This window comes from Actinophytocola sp. (assembly GCF_050699915.1).
Lineage (GTDB): Bacteria > Actinomycetota > Actinomycetes > Mycobacteriales > Pseudonocardiaceae > Actinophytocola.
The window spans coordinates 1-16,225 of record NZ_JBOHGA010000144.1 but is presented as its reverse complement, the minus strand read 5'-3'; the positions used below and the strand labels follow the sequence as shown (position 1 = coordinate 16,225).

General features: G+C 72.3%; 16 protein-coding genes. 7 read left to right on the top strand and 9 right to left on the bottom strand.

The features are described 5' to 3' along the window. The 3 genes from ACRDSK_RS22620 to ACRDSK_RS22610 form a co-directional block, all read left to right on the top strand. Nucleotides 1-773: VOC family protein (locus ACRDSK_RS22620; RefSeq protein WP_431443236.1), on the top strand; the 773-nt coding region annotated here is incomplete at its 5' end. A gap of 30 nt (nucleotides 774-803) precedes the next feature. Beyond that, nucleotides 804-2,147, top strand: coding sequence for a condensation domain-containing protein (locus ACRDSK_RS22615; protein WP_431443235.1), 1,344 nt, complete (start codon nucleotides 804-806; stop codon nucleotides 2,145-2,147). Between the two features lie 17 nt (nucleotides 2,148-2,164). Beyond that, nucleotides 2,165-3,400, top strand: coding sequence for an acyl-CoA dehydrogenase family protein (locus ACRDSK_RS22610; protein WP_431443234.1), 1,236 nt, complete (start codon nucleotides 2,165-2,167; stop codon nucleotides 3,398-3,400). On the opposite strand, the gene ACRDSK_RS22605 is transcribed toward ACRDSK_RS22610, so the two are convergent. From ACRDSK_RS22605 to ACRDSK_RS22595, 3 genes are all read right to left on the bottom strand, one after another. Further along, nucleotides 3,397-3,903, bottom strand: a complete 507-nt coding sequence (locus ACRDSK_RS22605; RefSeq protein ID WP_431443233.1) for a cupin domain-containing protein — start codon at nucleotides 3,901-3,903, stop codon at nucleotides 3,397-3,399. The genes ACRDSK_RS22610 and ACRDSK_RS22605 overlap by 4 nt on opposite strands. An 88-nt stretch (nucleotides 3,904-3,991) precedes the next feature. Beyond that, on the bottom strand, nucleotides 3,992-5,572 hold the full coding sequence (locus ACRDSK_RS22600) for a 4-hydroxyphenylacetate 3-hydroxylase family protein (protein WP_431443232.1): 1,581 nt from the start codon (nucleotides 5,570-5,572) through the stop codon (nucleotides 3,992-3,994). A 39-nt stretch (nucleotides 5,573-5,611) separates the two neighbouring features. Beyond that, complete coding sequence (locus ACRDSK_RS22595; protein WP_431443231.1) at nucleotides 5,612-6,085, bottom strand: SRPBCC domain-containing protein; 474 nt, start codon at nucleotides 6,083-6,085, stop codon at nucleotides 5,612-5,614. Between the two features lie 231 nt (nucleotides 6,086-6,316). Here ACRDSK_RS22595 and ACRDSK_RS22590 point away from each other — a divergent pair, with 231 nt between their 5' ends. Next, entirely contained in the window at nucleotides 6,317-7,819 is a 1,503-nt protein-coding gene (locus ACRDSK_RS22590; protein WP_431443230.1) for a multicopper oxidase family protein, read from the top strand. Between the two features lie 57 nt (nucleotides 7,820-7,876). On the opposite strand, the gene ACRDSK_RS22585 is transcribed toward ACRDSK_RS22590, so the two are convergent. Further along, nucleotides 7,877-9,046 carry a nucleotide disphospho-sugar-binding domain-containing protein gene (locus tag ACRDSK_RS22585; protein ID WP_431443229.1) on the bottom strand — a complete coding sequence of 390 codons (1,170 nt, stop codon included), beginning with the start codon at nucleotides 9,044-9,046 and terminating at the stop codon, nucleotides 7,877-7,879. Nucleotides 9,047-9,310: 264 nt separating this feature from the next. On the opposite strand from ACRDSK_RS22585, the gene ACRDSK_RS22580 reads away from it, so the two are divergent. Together ACRDSK_RS22580 and ACRDSK_RS22575 are read left to right on the top strand one after the other, a co-directional pair. Continuing rightward, complete coding sequence (locus ACRDSK_RS22580) at nucleotides 9,311-10,450, top strand: MFS transporter (protein ID WP_431443228.1); 1,140 nt, start codon at nucleotides 9,311-9,313, stop codon at nucleotides 10,448-10,450. Nucleotides 10,451-10,481: 31 nt separating this feature from the next. Beyond that, on the top strand, nucleotides 10,482-11,021 hold the full coding sequence (locus ACRDSK_RS22575; RefSeq protein ID WP_431443227.1) for a YceI family protein: 540 nt from the start codon (nucleotides 10,482-10,484) through the stop codon (nucleotides 11,019-11,021). Between the two features lie 4 nt (nucleotides 11,022-11,025). Here the strand turns inward: ACRDSK_RS22575 and ACRDSK_RS22570 are convergent, their stop codons facing one another. The 4 genes from ACRDSK_RS22570 to ACRDSK_RS22555 form a co-directional block, all read right to left on the bottom strand. Further along, the gene (locus ACRDSK_RS22570) at nucleotides 11,026-12,033 is read right to left on the bottom strand and encodes an AfsA-related hotdog domain-containing protein (protein WP_431443226.1); all 1,008 of its coding nucleotides are present in this window, start codon (nucleotides 12,031-12,033) and stop codon (nucleotides 11,026-11,028) included. Between the two features lie 15 nt (nucleotides 12,034-12,048). Further along, nucleotides 12,049-13,890 carry an asparagine synthase (glutamine-hydrolyzing) gene (gene asnB, locus ACRDSK_RS22565; protein WP_431443225.1) on the bottom strand — a complete coding sequence of 614 codons (1,842 nt, stop codon included), beginning with the start codon at nucleotides 13,888-13,890 and terminating at the stop codon, nucleotides 12,049-12,051. Nucleotides 13,891-13,894: 4 nt separating this feature from the next. Beyond that, the gene (locus ACRDSK_RS22560; RefSeq protein ID WP_431443224.1) at nucleotides 13,895-14,158 is read right to left on the bottom strand and encodes an acyl carrier protein; all 264 of its coding nucleotides are present in this window, start codon (nucleotides 14,156-14,158) and stop codon (nucleotides 13,895-13,897) included. 92 nt (nucleotides 14,159-14,250) lie between these two features. After that, on the bottom strand, nucleotides 14,251-14,736 hold the full coding sequence (locus ACRDSK_RS22555; RefSeq protein WP_431443223.1) for a VOC family protein: 486 nt from the start codon (nucleotides 14,734-14,736) through the stop codon (nucleotides 14,251-14,253). An 83-nt stretch (nucleotides 14,737-14,819) separates the two neighbouring features. Here ACRDSK_RS22555 and ACRDSK_RS22550 point away from each other — a divergent pair, with 83 nt between their 5' ends. Then, nucleotides 14,820-15,716: a cupin domain-containing protein gene (locus ACRDSK_RS22550; protein WP_431443222.1), complete on the top strand. Its 897-nt coding sequence runs from the start codon at nucleotides 14,820-14,822 to the stop codon at nucleotides 15,714-15,716. A 51-nt stretch (nucleotides 15,717-15,767) separates the two neighbouring features. Here ACRDSK_RS22550 and ACRDSK_RS22545 read toward each other — a convergent pair. Next, nucleotides 15,768-16,225, bottom strand: a 458-nt coding sequence (locus ACRDSK_RS22545) for an IclR family transcriptional regulator domain-containing protein (RefSeq protein WP_431443221.1), incomplete at its 5' end; no start/stop codon positions are given.

Below are 16,225 nucleotides of genomic sequence, written 5' to 3'. Positions count from 1 at the left end.
GCCGCGGCGCCCGGCCGGTCTCGTCGCCGCGGCGTGCCGGCGGCGTGGTGACCGCGACGGTCGGCGGCTTCGGCGACGTGACGCACACGTTCGTGCAGCGCGACTCCGGAGTGGACGGCTGGGCGCTGCCCGACATGGTCCCGGTCGGCCCGCGCTACCCGGAGACGGGCGGGCTGACCGATGTGGACCACTTCGCGGTGTGTGTCGAGTCCGGACAGCTCGACGCGACGGTCGAGTTCTACGAGCGGGTGCTCGGGTTCGACCTGATCTTCGCCGAGCAGGTCGTGATCGGCGCGCAGGCGATGACCACCAAGGTCGTCGAGAGCACCTCCCGCGCGGTCACGCTGACGATCATCGAGCCGGACGTGTCCCGGGTCGCCGGCCACATCGACGAGTTCCTGGCCGACCACGGCGGACCCGGCGTCCAGCACATCGCGTTCACCGTGGACGACATCGTGGCCGCGGTGGAGTCGCTGTCCGCGCGCGGCATCGGGTTCCTCGCCACCCCGGCGACCTACTACGCGATGCTGCCCGAGCGGGTCCGGCTGGCCCGGTACACAGTGGACGAGCTGCGCAGCCACCACATCCTGGTCGACCAGGACCACGACGGCCAGCTGTACCAGATCTTCACCGAGTCGGTGCACCCGCGGAACACCATCTTCATGGAGGTCATCGAGCGGCTCGGTGCCCGGTCGTTCGGCAGCGGCAACATCAAGGCGCTGTACCAGGCCGTCGAGGCACAGCGGCACCGCGACGACGCGGCCGCGGCCTGAGCCCGGCCCGATCAGCAGGAGGCGACACCGATGACCGACGACCGGGAGACCGAGCTTCCCCTGTCCTACAACCAGGAGTTCCTCTGCCTGTTCGACCAGGGGAACGACGCCGGCCCGTTCGGGCCTCGCTACAACATCGTGCACGCCAGCCGCGTCTACGGCGGCATCGACGTCGAGACGCTGCGGCTGGCGCTGGACGACCTCGTGGTGCGGCACGAGGTGCTGCGCACGACCGTCGTCCGCGACGGCGAGGTGAAGCGCCAGCGGATCCACGCGCCGAGCTCGCCCACGCTGATCGTGCGGGACCTGGCCGACCCCGGCGCGGAGAGCCGCGACGTGGCCGCGGAGCGGTTCGTCATCGACATCGACGCCAGCGGCCACAGCGTCACCACGCTGCCGCACCTGCACGCCTACCTCGGCCGGTTCGACGACCAGGAGGCCGTGCTCGCGCTCGTCGTGCACCACACCGCGACCGACGGCTGGTCGATGCAGGTCCTGATGCGCGACCTGGCCGTCTGCTACGCGCGCCGCCGCGGCCACGAGGTCGCGCAGGAGCCCGCGTCGCAGTACCGGGAGTTCACCACCTGGCAGGCGGAGAACCTGGCCGACGAGTTCGCCGACGAGGCGCGCGAGTACTGGCAGGACAAGCTCGACGGTGCCGGCGTGCTCGCTGTGCCCACCGACCACCCGCGGTCGGCCGGGCTGCCGAAGAACACCGCCATCCACCGGTTCCTGATCCCGGCCGAGGTCGGGGCGGCCGCTGTGGAGCTGTCCCGCGCGCAGCGCAGCTCGCCGTTCATGGTGCTGCTGGCCGCGTTCAACGTGCTGATGCGCGAGCTCACCGGCGCCGAGGACGCGGTGGTGCCGGTGATCACCTCCGGCCGCCCGCACGACGAGTTCAACGACACCGTGGGCCCGATCTTCAACTTCGTGCCGTTCCGCACCGACCTGTCCGGCGCCACCACCTTCCGCGAGGTGCTCGCGGCGACCCGGGCCACCTGCATCGAGGCGTACTCCTACGAGATCCCCTTCCTGCAGATCGCGGAGCAGGCGCCGGCGTTGATGGGACCGGTGATGCAGGACACCGCGGCCGCGGTCGCGATCCAGGTCGTGCAGTTCCCGACCGTGCTGGACCGGGAGAAGGTCGGCGACCTGGAGTACACCGAGATCCGCCGCCGGCTGGTCTCCCAACCGTCCGGTGAGGACATTCCGGACGGCGCGCTGTTCACTCTGGACATCGACCCGGCGGGCGAGTTCGTCGGCCGCCTCGGGTTCAACACCAACATCTACGACGAGGCCACCATGGTCGACCTCGTCGCGCGCTTCGAGCGGGTGCTGCGCCGGGCGGTCACCGAACCCGACGCGCCACTGTAGACAGGAGCGGTGCAGCCATGTCAGTGGCTTCGATCATCCCCGGCCCCGGCCTGCCGCTCCCACCGGAGCCCGGCCTCACGCCGGCCGAGGTCGTCGCGCGCGCCGAGGCCATCGCGCCGACCCTGGTGGCGCGGCAGGCCGAGACCGAGCGGCGCAGCTACTACGCCGAGGACACCCATCGGGCCTTCACCGACGCCGGCTTCTACCGGATCCTCGTGCCGCGCCGCTACGGCGGCTACGAGTTCGGCGCGGAGACGTTCGTGCGGGTCACCATGGCGCTGGCCCGCGGCTGCCCGTCCACGGCATGGATGTACTGCTTCGGCGCGTCGCACGCGGTCGTGGTGGCCACGCTGTTCGACGAGGCGGCGCAGGCGGAGCTGTTCGCCGGCGGCGACTTCATCTGTCCCGCGACCGTGGGCCCGGCGGGCACGGCCGAGCGTGCGGCGGACGGGACGTGGGTGGTCGACGGCACCTGGGCGTACTGCTCGGGTGCGCCGTACGCCACCCACTTCCTCGGCCACACGCTGGTCTCGGCCGGCGAGGGGCAGCCGCCGGCGCCGATGATGTTCGTGGTCCCGCGCGAGGGGTGGCGCCGCCTCGACGACTGGGGCAAGTCGCTCGGTCTGCGGGGCAGCGGCTCGCACAGCATCGTCGTCGAGCGGGCGCGGATTCCCGACCGCTACACGCTGCCGACGCACATGAGTCAGTACACGGTCGGCGCGGACACGCCCGGCCATGTGCTGCACGCCAACCCCGAGTACGCCGCGGGGCCGCTGGGCTTCATGTTCTTCGAGGTGGCCGCGCTGGCGGTCGGCATGGCCACCGGCGCGCTGGACGCCTACACCGAGCTGATGACCTCGCGCACGACGCTGTTCCCGCCGATCGTGGGCCGGGCCGACGATCCGGACTACCAGGACTGGTACGGCGAGGCGGCGGGCCGGATCGCCACCGCGGAGGCGGCGCTGCTGGGCGCGGTGGCGCGCTGGGAGGCGCTCTGTGCGCGCGGGCCGGCCGGATACTCCGCCGAGGAGGACGTCCGGATCGCCACGATCTGCCGCGAGGTGGTGCGCCTGTGCTGGGGCGCGGTGGCCGACCAGCTGTTCCCGACCGCCGGTTCGAGCGCGGTGCGCGAGGGCGAGCGGATCGAGCGGGTGTGGCGGGACCTGTCCATGGTGCACAGTCACGCCGGCATCGCGGTGTTCCTGAACAAGCTGGCCAACCGGGCGCTGACGCAGGCGAAGTTCGCCGCCTAGTTCGCATCCAGGCCGTAGCGGGCGATGACGTCTGGCAACCAGTCCGGCGTCTCGAAGAGCAGCCCGTAGCGGTCGGCGAGCGCTGCCGCCTCGTCGGCGTCTGGCGGGCCGGCGGCGACCATCTCGCACACCTCTCGGAAGAAATGTTCGAAGCCGGCCGGGGTGATGATCTCGATCATCCGGGCCGGCACGTCGCTCGCGTTCCACATGGCGTGCAGCTCGCCGCGCGGCTTCACCAGGTAGCCGCCGGGGCCGAGCACGACCTCGCGGTCTCCCGAGCGGAACCCGATCTCGCCCTCGGTGACGATCGAGTACTCGTCCTCGCGCGTGTGCAGGTGCGGCGACACCAGCGCACCGACCGCGAACGGGTGCTCGACCACGGACATGGCACCGCCCGTCTGGTGGCCCCACAGCTTGAAGTCCACGCCGAAGCCGCCGAGGCGCTCCGAACGGCCTTCGCCGGGGCGCACCACGGTCAGGGGCGGGGGATCGGTCGCTGTCACCTGGCTCGCCTGCCTTCACGGTCGATGGACACGGCCGCGGTGAGTATCGCCGATCCGGGCCGGTGTACAGCCGTCCAGCGGGGAGCGCTCAGCCGTTGAGCAGGTTGGCCCGGTGCTGGCGCAGGTCATCGAAGGAGGACAGGTCCGGGACGGTCCAGCCGTCGAGGTCGTACTCGGCCAGGCACTCGTCCACGAACGCCTTGTAGTCGTCGAGCTGGCCGCTGGCGATCTGCCCGTACAGCAGCTCCACCCGGGTGTTCTCGTGGCTGCCGGCGTAGTTGCGCTCGTAGAGCTCGTGCCGGCCGCCGAACTCGGTGCCGACCGCGTCCCACAGCAGCTTCATCACCTTGGTTCGCTCCACCGCGTCGATCCCGCCCGAGCCGCGCACGTACCGGTCCAGGTAGGGCCGGATCTCCGGGTTGGCGAAGTCCTCCGCGCTGGAGTTGACGTAGATCAGCCCGCTGGCCACGTCCTGCAGCACGATCTCGCGGATGCGCGGGTAGCCGAACTGCATGAACCACCGGTAGGCCATGCCGTACTCGGGGTTGGGCAGCAGCGCGCCGTCGTGCCACTCCACCGGGTTGCGCACCGACGCGTCCGACAGCGCCCAGAACAGGTTCCGCCACGCGAGCACCTCGCCGAGCCGGGTCTGCACGCCGCGGAAGTCCTCGGTTCCGGTGATCTCGAGCGCCTTGGCCAGCAGGCCGGCGATGAACTCCAGCTTGACGGCCAACCTGGTGCAGCCGTGGAAGGTGAACCGCTGGACGAACCCGGACTCGCCGGTGAAGCTCTGCACCTTGCCGACGTCGCCGTAGATGAAGACGTTCTCCCAGGGGATGAGCACCTTGTCCAGCACCAGGATCGTGTCGTTCTCGTCCAACCGGGACGACAGCGGGTAGTCGAACGGGCTGCCCATCACCGCGGCGGTGGCGGAGTAGGACGGTCGGCAGATCAGCTTCATGCCCGGCGCGTCCATCGGCACCGTGGCCACCAAGGCGAACTCGCGCTTCTTGATCGGCAGACCGTAGTGCGCGATGAAGTTGTAGTGGGTCAGCGCCGAGCCGGTCGCCACCACCTTCGCTCCGCTGACCACCACGCCGGCGTCGGTCTCCTTCTCCACGTGGATGAAGACGTCCGACACCTCGTCCGGGGCCTTCTTCCGGTCGACCGGCGGGTGCACGATCGCGTGGTTCCAGTACAGGACCTTCTCCTGGGACTCCTTGTACCAGCGCCGGGCGTTGTCCGCGAAGGGCGCGTAGAAGTCCGCGTTGGCGCCGAGCGTGCCGAGGAAGGACGCCTTGTAGTCGGGGCTTCGACCCATCCAGCCGTAGCTCAGCCGCGCCCACGCCGCGATCGCCCGCTGGTCGCCGATCAGGTCCTCGACGCTGCGCGGCGTGGTGAAGAACGGGTGGGTGTAGCCGCCCGAGCCGGTGTCGGTCGGCCGGGTGAGCACGTCGCGGTTGGCGGGGTCGTGCAGCGCGTCGTAGAGGCGGGCGGTCATCCGCACGGGGTTGCGGAACGCGGGGTGCTCGGTGACGTTCTTGACCCGCTCGCCGTAGAGGTAGATCTCCCGGCCGTCCCGCAGGCTCTCGACGTACTCGTCACCGGTCAGCGGGCGGGTCTGCTCGGCCATCGGAATCCCCTCGCCGTGCGGCTGCTGGACCTCCATGCTCGCCCCGCCGGGCGGCGGCGGCATCTGGTTCCGTGCTCAGTCCCAGAGGGGCTTGTCGGTCTCCAGCAACGTCTTCAGCCCGTCGAGGATCTCCCGCCAGCCGCCGCCCTGGCCGGTGATCTCGCCGGCGACCTGGGCGGCCAGCCGCGGGTTCCCGGTCAGTTCGTGGGTCACGGTCAGCAGGCAAACCGAGCCCTCGACCTCGGTGATCTCCCAGGTGAGCCGGGTGGGTGCCGCGGCCATCTCCTCGTCGAACAGCGCCCGCCAGGTCTGCACCAGGCGGTGCGGCGCCTCCACCTCGAGCACCTCGCCGTCGGTGAGCAGCATGTCGCCCTGGCCGGCGAGCCCGCGGCCCTCGTACCGTCCGCCCGGGCGGAGGTCGTAGTTCGCGCGGGAGCCGTAGAAGTAGTGCACCGTGCGCTCGGGGTCGACGATCGCGTGCCAGATCTCCGCCGCGGTCGCCCGCACGTAGACGCGGTGCACCTGGCGGTCCCGTTCGGAATCGGGCATGTCGGTCCTCTTCGCTCGCGCGGGTCGCCGCGCTGATCACGGTGGCCGGCGGTAACCATGCGCTCTCCGGCCGCGATCGGACAACTCCCGGCGTGCGCTCTTCGCCGCCCCGCCCGGCAGAGCGCATCGGGGAAGAAGATCCGCTCGGCGCCCGGTGCGAGGATCGCTTGCGGGGGCGCGTCTTCCGCGACCATCACCGTACTCAGTGGACTCGACAGGATTGGGGTCGGCATGTTGAACCGGCGACGATTACTCGTGCTCGGCGGCACCCTGGGTGGCGCGACCATGCTGTCCGGCACCGCGGCCCTGGCGTCGGCCATGCGCGACGCGCCTACCGTGGACAGCGCCTACGACACTGCCCACGACCTGGCACACGGCGTGACCCATCCGGACACCGTCCGCACCGCGCGCGGCGGCCGGGTCATACCCGACCAGTTCGCCGTGCGGATGCCGGTGCCCCGCGAGCTGCGCCCGGTCCGGCGCGGGCCGCGCGGTGACGTCTACCGGGTCGACATCCAGCCGGGAACCGCCGAGCTGGTGCCGGGCCTGCGGACCCCGGTGCTCACCTACGGCGGCGACCTGCTCGGCCCGACCATCCGGGCCACAGCGGGCCGGCCGGTGGAGGTCACCTTCGGCAACCGGCTCGGCGAGTCGGCGAACGTGCACCTGCACGGCGGGCACGTCTCGCAGGACCACGACGGCCACCCGCTGGACGTGCTCGCCCCGGGAACCTCCCGCCGCTACACCTACCCGAACGGCCAGCGCGGCGCGACGCTCTGGTACCACGACCACACCCACCACCTCGAGGCCGAGCACGTCTACCGCGGCCTGCACGGCTTCTACCTCATCGAGGACGCGGCCGAGGTCGGCCTCGGGCTGCCGTCGGGCGCGTACGACGTGCCGATCATGCTGCGCGACGCGGAGATCGACAGCACCGGCGCGCTGGTGTTCGGCGACCCGGCGAACCGCACGGTGATCCTGGCCAACGGCCGGCCGACCCCGTACTTCCCCGTCGAGGCGCGGAAGTACCGGCTGCGCCTGCTCAACGCCGCCACCCACCGGCTGTTCCGACTCCGGGTGGGCGAGCTGCCGATGACCCAGATCGCCTCCGACGGCGGGCTGCTGCCGACCCCGGTGAACCAGACCGAGCTGGCGATCTCGCCGGCCGAGCGGGTCGAGATCGTCGTCGACTTCAGCCGGGCGCCGGCCGGCAGCCAGGTCGTGCTGACCGACGCCGAGGCCGGGCCGGTCATGCGGTTCGACGTCCGTCCATCGTCGCGTGTGGACCGCAGCCGGGTGCCGCGGCGGTTGCGGGCGCTGCCGTCGATGCCGCGCGCGACGGTCACCCGCGACTTCGAGCTGCGGTTCGACATGTCCACCACCGGCGGCGACCCGCTTGCCGTGATCAACGGGAAGATCTACGACCCGTACCGGGTGGACACCCGGATCCAGCACGGCGCGACGGAGATCTGGAACATCCGCAACGCCGACACCGAGTACGGCATCCCGCACTCGTTCCACCTGCACATGGTGATGTTCCGCGTCCTCGACCGCAACGGCGGTCCGGCGCTGCCGGGCGAGCACGGGCTCAAGGACACGATCTACATCCCGCCCGGCGAGACCGCGCGGGTGGCGGCGACGTTCACCGGGTTCACCGGCCGGTACGCCTACCACTGCCACATGATGGAGCACTCGCTGCTGGGCATGATGGCGCAGATGGAGATCGTGCGCTGACGCCCCGCTGAGGGGTCGTGGTCGCCGGGAGCGCGCCTCCTCGCTCCCGGCGACCGGTCACGCGGCGAGCTCGGTCGGGGTGGTCAGCCCCGCCAGGTACTCGATCACGTCGGTGGCCGCCGGCAGCGCGGCGAGCTCTGCGGACACCGCCGCGGCCGCCCGCCGGTAGCCGGGCACCTCCAGCAGCCGCACGCAGGCCCGGGCGACCGCGTCCGGGGTGATCTCCCCGGCGTGCAGCCGAACTCCCGCACCGGCCCGGACCACCGCGTCCGCGTTGTCGAACTGGTCGTCGAACTGGGGGAGCAGCAGCTGCGGGCAGCCGGCGCCGACCCCGGTGAGCGCGGTGCCCTGGCCGCCGTGGTTGATCGACACGTCGCACGCGGCGAGCACGTGGGACAGCGGCAGCCGCCCGGCGAAGCGGACCGCGTCCGGCAGCGCCGGCCAGGTCGCGGCCACCTTGTCGTCGACCGCCACGAGCAGCTCGCAGCCGAGGCCGGCCAGCCGGTCCAGCAGCGGCAGCACGATGTCGGCCACGCCGTCTGGGCCAAGGTGCGGCAGGACGGTGCCGAGGGTGAGGCAGACCCGTGGTCGGTCGCCGGGGCGCAGCAGCCAGTCCGGCACCAGGGCGTCGCCGTTGTAGGGGACGTGGCGCATGGTCAGGTGACCGGCCGCGTGCGGCAGCCGCATGCTCGGCGGCCACGGGTCGAGCACCGCGTCCGGCGCGGGCGGGCCGGTCAGGCCGAGCGGGGCGAGGTCTGCGGCGAGCACCTCGGCCACCGCGGGCAGGTACTCCACCAGCGGCGCGACGCCCCAGTGCAGCTCGACCCGGGGGATGTCCCGCGCCACGGCGGCGACCGGCGCGGCGAACTCGGCCCGCTCGCTGATGACCAGGTCCGGCCGCCACGAGTCCATAATGGACCGCATGCCGGGCAGGTTCCGCCGGGCGATCCCGCCGAACGCCAAGCCGTGCGCGTAGCGCTGGGCCGTGCTGCGGTGCGCGCTGCCACGCTCGCCGATCGGGTCGACCACGCCCGCCGCCGCGAGGTCGCCCACGCCCGCCGCGGGCCCGCACGCGGTCGCCGGTAGGCCGGCCCGCAGCACGGTGGGGACGAAGTTCTCCGAGGTGGCGACCAGCACGTCGTGGCCGAGCGCGCGGTAGGCCCAGGCCAGCGGCACCAACGGGAACAGATGCCCGGGCAGGGCGACGCACGTGAACAGGACTCGCACGGGTACCCCCCAGTGGTGGTTCGACCGACCACTCGATTGTTCAGCCGGACCGGCCGCGCCCCGTTATCCCTGTATGCCGTTCCGCGCCACATCGGCGCCCTCGAAGGATTCTCGACCCGTTCTCGAGCGCTACCGGACGGGGAGTCGCGTTCGCGGATGTGCACGCCGAGGTCCATCGTGGACGATGTCCCACGTGTCCCACGTGGCGGGAGCCGGGCGACCGGTCGAGCGGTGGATGGGTAACGTCGCCCCGGGAGGTGGGCAGTGCGGGTCGGCCGGTTCGAGGTGGTCCGCTGCGCCGCGCTGTTCGCCCTGCTCGGCCTGTTCCAGTCGACGCTCGGCCCGCTGATCCCGATCATCCGCGACGACCACGGCCTGCCCGGCGCCACCGCCGGACTCATGGTCAGCGGCTTCTACGCGGGATCGATGGCGAGTATCGCCGTGGGTGGGACGTTGTCCGAGCGGTGGGCGCGCCGCTACCTCGTCCTGGTGCCGGGCGCGCTGGTCCTGGTCGGGGGCGCCGGGCTCGCCGTGCGGGGGCCGTGGCCGCTCCCGCTGGCGGCGGCGGTCGTGGCCGGGCTCGGCTTCGGCGGGCTCGTCCTGGTCGTCAACACGGCGATGGCGAGCCAGCCCGGCCGGCGCGGCGTCTCGCTCGCGAACCTCGTCAACGGCGCGTTCTCGCTCGGCTCGGTGGCCGGGCCGGCGCTGGTCGGCCTCACCCGCGACACCGGGTACTCCGTCCTCTTCGTCGGGCTCGCGGTGGCCGTCGTCGTCACGCTGCCCCACCGGGGGCTGGGCGGCGCGGCGGCCCGGCGAGAGCAGGACAAGGCGCCCGCCGGGCGGGTGAACGCCGTGCTGCTGCTGTTCTGTGCCCTGCTGTGCTGCTATGCCGGCCTGGAGACCGGGCTGTCCAGCTGGGAGACCGTGCACCTGGAGGCGCACGGCTACAGCCCGGCCGCCGCGTCCGCGCTCACCTCGTTGTTCTGGCTGGGCATGGCCGTGACCCGGCTGCTGACGCCCGTGCTCGCCGCCGGGCTGTCGGCCTCCGCGATCATCATCGGCGCGCTGGCCGCGTCGTTCGTGGCGCTGGCGCTGATCGCCGTGCCGGGCATCGCCCCGGTCGGTTACCTGGTGGCCGGCATGCTCGCCGGCCCGGTGTTCCCCACGGCCCTGGCGTGGAACACGGCGAACCAGGCGAACCCGCGCCGGGGCAACGCCGCCGTGATCGCCGCCGGCATGGTCGGCAACGTCGGCTTCCCCGCGGCGATCGGCTTCACGATGCAGGCGACCTCGGACCTGATGCTGCCCGCCCTCGTCGTGGTGCCGGTCGCGGCCAGCCTGTCGATCGCCGTGCTGCTGCGCCACCGCACCCGCGAGCCGAAGTCCGCGCCGTCTGGGAGATGACGGGCGCCCCGCCCGACGGGACCATCGAGGCGTGTCCTACCCCGCCATGAACGAGGCCGCCGGGCGATGGGTCATCGACCCGGCCCACTCCTACGTCGGCTTCGCGGTCCGGCATCTGATGGGCCGGGTGCGCGGCCGCTTCACCGAGCTCTCCGGCGAGTTCGTCGTCGACGACGACCCGGCGCGCTCGTCGGTGTCGGTGACGATCGAGGCGGCGTCGGTGCACACCGGCCACGAGGGACGGGACGAGCGCCTGCGCGGCAAGGACGTCCTCGACGTCGAGCGGGCGCCGACGGTGAGGTTCGCGAGCTCCGGCCTGCGCCACGACGGCGACGGCTGGCTGCTCACCGGCGACCTGACGGTCCGCGGCGTGACGAAGGGCGTGGAGATCGTCCTGGAACCGCTGGGCGTCGACCCCACCGGCCTGCACGGCGAGCGGCGCGTCGGCTTCGACGGTCGCACGGCGGTGCTGCGTAGCGACTTCGGCCTCGACCTCCCGCGGGGTGACAAGGTCGTGTTCGGCGACCGGGTCGACATCCACGTCGAGATCGAGGCCGTACTGGGCGAATGACCCGCTAGCCGTGCCGGACCGCCACCCGCAGCGCGGAGACCTTGCGCTGCTGCTGGGTGTTCTCCACGTCGACCACGACCAGGCCCTGCTCGGTGCGGGCCGCCCGCACGGTGGCCCGCAGCCGGGTCGCCAGGTCGAACTCCGCGACCGCCACGAACTCGGAGTCCACGCTCCACATCGCGAGCTCGGTGGCCGGCACGCCCAGCGCACGCGACGCCGCGACCAGTGCCAGCTGCCGGCTCGCCTCGAGCTGCACCATCGCGAAGACGTAGTCGGCCGGGTGGTCGAACATCACCGGGTGGCGCAGGTCCACGCGCATCTTCGCCACGTACTCGCCGTCGACCGCGAAGACCTCGCCGAGCACGACGTTGGCCGGGTTGAGCCGGCCGACCTCGGTGGCGGTCAGCGTGCTCGGCCGCGGCGGCTCGACGGGAGCCATCTTCACCGGCAGGCCGCGCTCGGTCCGCAGCCGGCCGCGCAGCTGCCCCCAGATCGTCCGGCTCATCATCGTCTGCGCCATCCGCGCCCGGGCGACGACGACGTCCCCGACCCGCACGGTGAACGCCCACACCAGCCCGGAGACCTCCCCGCGCCGGCGGGACACCTCCTCGATCGTGCAGGCCACCGCGATGTTCACCGGCTCGTCGGTCTCGAACGGCGTGGTGTCGACGAACTCGCCGGACATGGCCTTCATGAGGAACTTCGCGTCGTTGGGCCCGCCGAGCGGCACGTCGAACTGGTTGTGCGCCACGACGAAGCAGGCCTGCCGGCAGATCTCGACCAGCAGCGCGAGGTCGGGCGCGCGGTCGGTGACCGGGAACTCGCAGTAGAACCCGTGCGAGCGGGGCAATGTCGCGCCGAGCACCGACTCCCGCTCGCCCAGGGACGCGAAGCTGGTCAGGAACACGTCGTCGAAGCCGTCCTTGTGCACCAGCTTCTTCGGCAGGATCCGGTCGTGGGTGACGGAGTGGCTGACAGGGTGGCTGACGGTGTCGGCCAGGTCATGCCCCATGTGGACGCACCTTCCTCACAGGTCCAGCAGGACGTCGCTGGTCTTCAGCCAGCGGTTGAGCCACAGGGCCATCTCGAGGCTGCCCCGGTCGTAGGCCCGGCTGACCGCGCCGGTCGCCGACGACGCCACGGTGCGCGCCTTCGCCAGGTCGAGCAGCGGCCGCACCGGCGCGTCCGGGTCGGCGAGCACCTCGGCGAGCTCGGTGCGCAACGCGGTCTCGTAGCCCGGGTCCTGGGTGGCGGGGTAGGGCGTCTTCACCCGTTCGAGGATCGAGGTCGGCAGCAGATCGGCGACGGCCGCGCGCAGCAGGCTCTTCTCCCGGCCGTCGAAGGACTTCATCTCCCACGGGACGTTGAAGACGTAGTCGACGAGCCGGTGGTCGCAGAACGGGACCCGGACCTCCAGACCGACGGCCATGCTCATGAGGTCCTTGCGGTCCAGCAGTGTCTGCACGAACCGGGTGAGGTTCAGGTAGGTGATCTCCCGCATCCGCCGGTCCTGCGCCGACTCGCCGGGCAGCCGCGGCACCTCGGCGATCGCCTCCTGGTAGCGCCGCTCCCGGTAGCCGGGCAGGTCGAGCTTCTCCACCAGACCCTTGTCGAGCAGCCCGAGCCCGCCGAAGTAGCGCGACGAGCCGGAGGTGAGCCAGGGGAACGTGTTCGCCCGGATGGCGTTCGGGTTGTGGAACCACCGGTAGCCGCCGAACAGCTCGTCCGCGGCCTCGCCGGACAGCGCCACGGTCGAGGTCATCCGGATCGCGCGGAAGAGCAGGTACAGCGACGGCCACATGTCGCCCCAGTAGGCGGGCGGGCGGTCGGCGGCGTGCAACACCGCGGCCCGCACCGTGGGGTCGACGAGGTTGCGGCTGTCGAGCAGGACCTCGGTGTGCCGGGAGGTGACGAAGTCGGCCAGCTCGCGGGCGAACGGCGCGTCCGCGGACCCGCGCACGGCGTCGGCCTGGAACGCGTCCTCGGCGCCCTCGAAGTCGACGGAGAACGAGCGCACCTGGTCGCGGCCCAGCGTCTTCGCGGCCAGGGCCGTCACCGCGGAGGAGTCGAGGCCGCCGGAGAGCAGCGTGCACAGCGGAACGTCGGAGATCAGCTGGCGGTACACGATGTCCGACAGCAGCTCCCGGGTGCGCGCGATCGTGGTGGGCAGGCTGTCGGTGTGCTCGCGGGCCTCGAGCGCCCAGTACCGGTGGGTCGTCAGGCCGCGCGTGCTGACCCGAACCAGGTGGCCGGGACGGACCTCGTGCATGCCGACGTAGACGGACTGCTCCGGCGTCTTCACCATGTCGAAGACCTCGCAGAGCCCGTTCGCGTCGGTGCGCCGCGGCGCCGCCGGGTTCGCCAGGATGGCCTTCGGCTCCGAGCCGAACATGACCCCGTGCGCGGTCCGCATGTAGAACAGCGGCTTCACGCCCATCCGGTCGCGGACCATGATGAGCTCCTCGCGGCGAGCGTCCCAGACCGCGAAGGCGTACATGCCGAGCAGGCGGTCCACGAAGGCGATGCCCCACTCCAGGTAGGAGTGCAGCAGCACCTCGGTGTCGCTGTGGGTGCGGAACTGGTGCCCGCGGGCGCGCAGCTCGACACGCAGCTCACGGAAGTTGAAGATCTCACCGGAGAACGTGAGGACCGCGACCTCCCGGCCGTCCTCGGTGGCCCCCATCGGCTGCGCGCCGCCCACGACGTCGATGACGGCGAGCCTGCGGTGTCCCAACGCGACGTGCCGGGAGGACCAGATCCCCTCGGCGTCGGGCCCCCGGTTCGCGAGCGAGCGCGTCATCGCCGTGATCGTGCTGTCGTCCTTGGACAGGTCCTGGCTGAAGTCGACCCAGCCCGCGATTCCACACATGAGGTCAGGCGGCCTGGGCTAAGCCCGCGTTGACCAGCGCCAGCAGGCCCCGCGGGGTGTCGGCGGCGAGGACGTCGTCCAGCGAGAGCCGGACCGGGTAGTCGCTCTCGATGCGCGCGCAGGTGTTGAACAGCGAGAGCGAGTCGAACCCGAGCTCGTCGAACGAGACGTCCTCGATGTCGCCGGCGAGGTCCTGGGTGGCAAAGGGATCCCGGTCGCCGCACTCCTCCATCAGTGCCACGAGCCGCTCGAGGGTGAGTTGCGCCACGACGTGCCTCCGTGCTGTCCAAGGTCCAGGTGCCTACGATCATCCGGCCGTTCGCGGGTGCGGACATCTCCTGGCGTGCGCCGTGGCGCGTGTCAGGGCAGGACCAGCCGCGGGGTGTCGTAGAGCTCTCCGTCGCTCAGGTCGACGCCGAAGAAACCCCGCGGTCCCGTCGCGGAGTGTGCGACGCGCACCGCGATCCCGTCCGGGTCCAGGAACTCCAGCCACGTCGCGTCGGCGTGGGTGCCGCCGGTGGACGGGATGCCCAGCGACTCGGCGCGGGCGCGGACGCGCTCGGCGGCCGCCGTGCTCGCGGCCTCGAGGATGACCGGGTGCTCGCCGCGCAGGTCGGGGCGCCCGGCCGCGGTGGATCTCAGTCGCAGCGCGATGAGGTAGCGAGCGGACCAGTCGGCGAGCGCGCAGCCGGTGACGCGCTCGCCGTCGGCGAACTCGCGGACGTAGTCCAGCTCCAACAGGTCGCGGTACCACGCCGCGCTGCGCGCGAGGTCGGACACCGGGATGGTCACCTGGACGATGCCGGTCAGGTCGGTTCTCGTTGCCGTGTCAGTAAGTGTGCTCATGCTCCCGACGCTAGACGCGCTCGTCGTGGACTATCTATGCTGCGGAGTCCAGGTTTCTTCATCGTTCGTCTTGCGGGTGTCGGTTGGACGTCCTGAGCTCGGTCCTGCGGGAGCTGCGCCTGGAGAGCGCGAGCTACCGGTTGCTGCGGCTGCGCTCCCCGTGGCGGGTGCGCTTCGAGGGCGGGCTGCGCGGCGTGCACGTCGTGGTGGACGGGCAGTGCGACCTGCTTCTGGAAGGGCGGCCGCCGCTGCGTCTGCACGCGGGCGACCTCGTCGTGTTGCCCCGCGCGGACTCCCACACGCTCGCGTCCACCGACGGCGCGCACGCCCCGGCGGTGTCCTCGATCGAGCTGGTTCGGCGCACCGACGGGACCGAGCTCGCCGCCGGCGGGTCCGGCCCGCGGACCGACATCGTGTGCGGCGCCTTTCTTCTCGGCCACGAGGACCATCCCGCGGTGGCCGGGTTCCCGCGACACATCCACGTGCCGGGCGCACCGTGGCTCGCGAGCCTGACCGACGCGCTCACCACCGAGGCGGTCGAGGGCGGGCCGGGCAGCGAGGTCGTCATGGCCCGCCTGTCCGACGCGCTCATCACGCGCGCGCTGCGCCATCACGTAGAGACCGCGGAAGAACCGGGCTGGCTGCACGGCCTGCGCGACCCGTACGTCGCGGCAGCGCTCGCCGCGATGCACGGCGACCCCGCCGCGCCGTGGACGCTCGGCTCGCTCGCCAAGCGGGCGGGGCTGTCCCGGGCGGCGTTCGCGGCGCGCTTCGCGGGCACCGTCGGGCAGACGCCGATGAAGTACCTGTTCCGTTCCCGCATGCGGCGGGCGATGACGCTGCTGACGGTGGAGCGGGCGACCGCGGCGAGCGTCGCGCCGCGGGTCGGCTACGGCTCGGAGGCGGCGTTCTCCGCCGCGTTCACCCGGCACACCGGCACCACCCCGGCGGCCTACCGCCGCCGGGCGACGGCCGGCTAAGTCGTCCGGGCAGACCCGGGCGGTGCCCCGGAGGCGTCCACTTCGGACGGGCTAGAGGCGGGTCTGCAGGGCCTCGGCGGCGGCGAGCAGGTCGGCGGCCCAGCGGGCGCCCGGGCGGCGGCCCATCCGGTCGATGGGGCCGGACACCGACACGGCGGCGACGACCGCGCCCGCGCCGTCCCGGACGGGCGCGGAAACGCTGGCTACTCCCGGTTCCCGCTCGCCCACGCTCTGGGCCCAGCCCCGCCGGCGAACCTCCAGCAGCGCGCGCTCGCCGTAGACGGCGTCGGTCAGCAGCGTGCGCTGCGTGGCCGGATCGGTCCACGCGGCAAGCACCTTCGCGCCCGAGCCCGCGGACATCGGCAGCCGCGCGCCGACCGGAACCGTGTCGCGCAGGCCGCTCGGCGGCTCGGCGGTGGAGATGCAGACGCGGTGCGCGCCGTCGCGCCGGTACAGCTGCACGCTCTCGCCGGTGCGGTCGCGCAGCCGCGGCAGCACCGCGCTCGCCG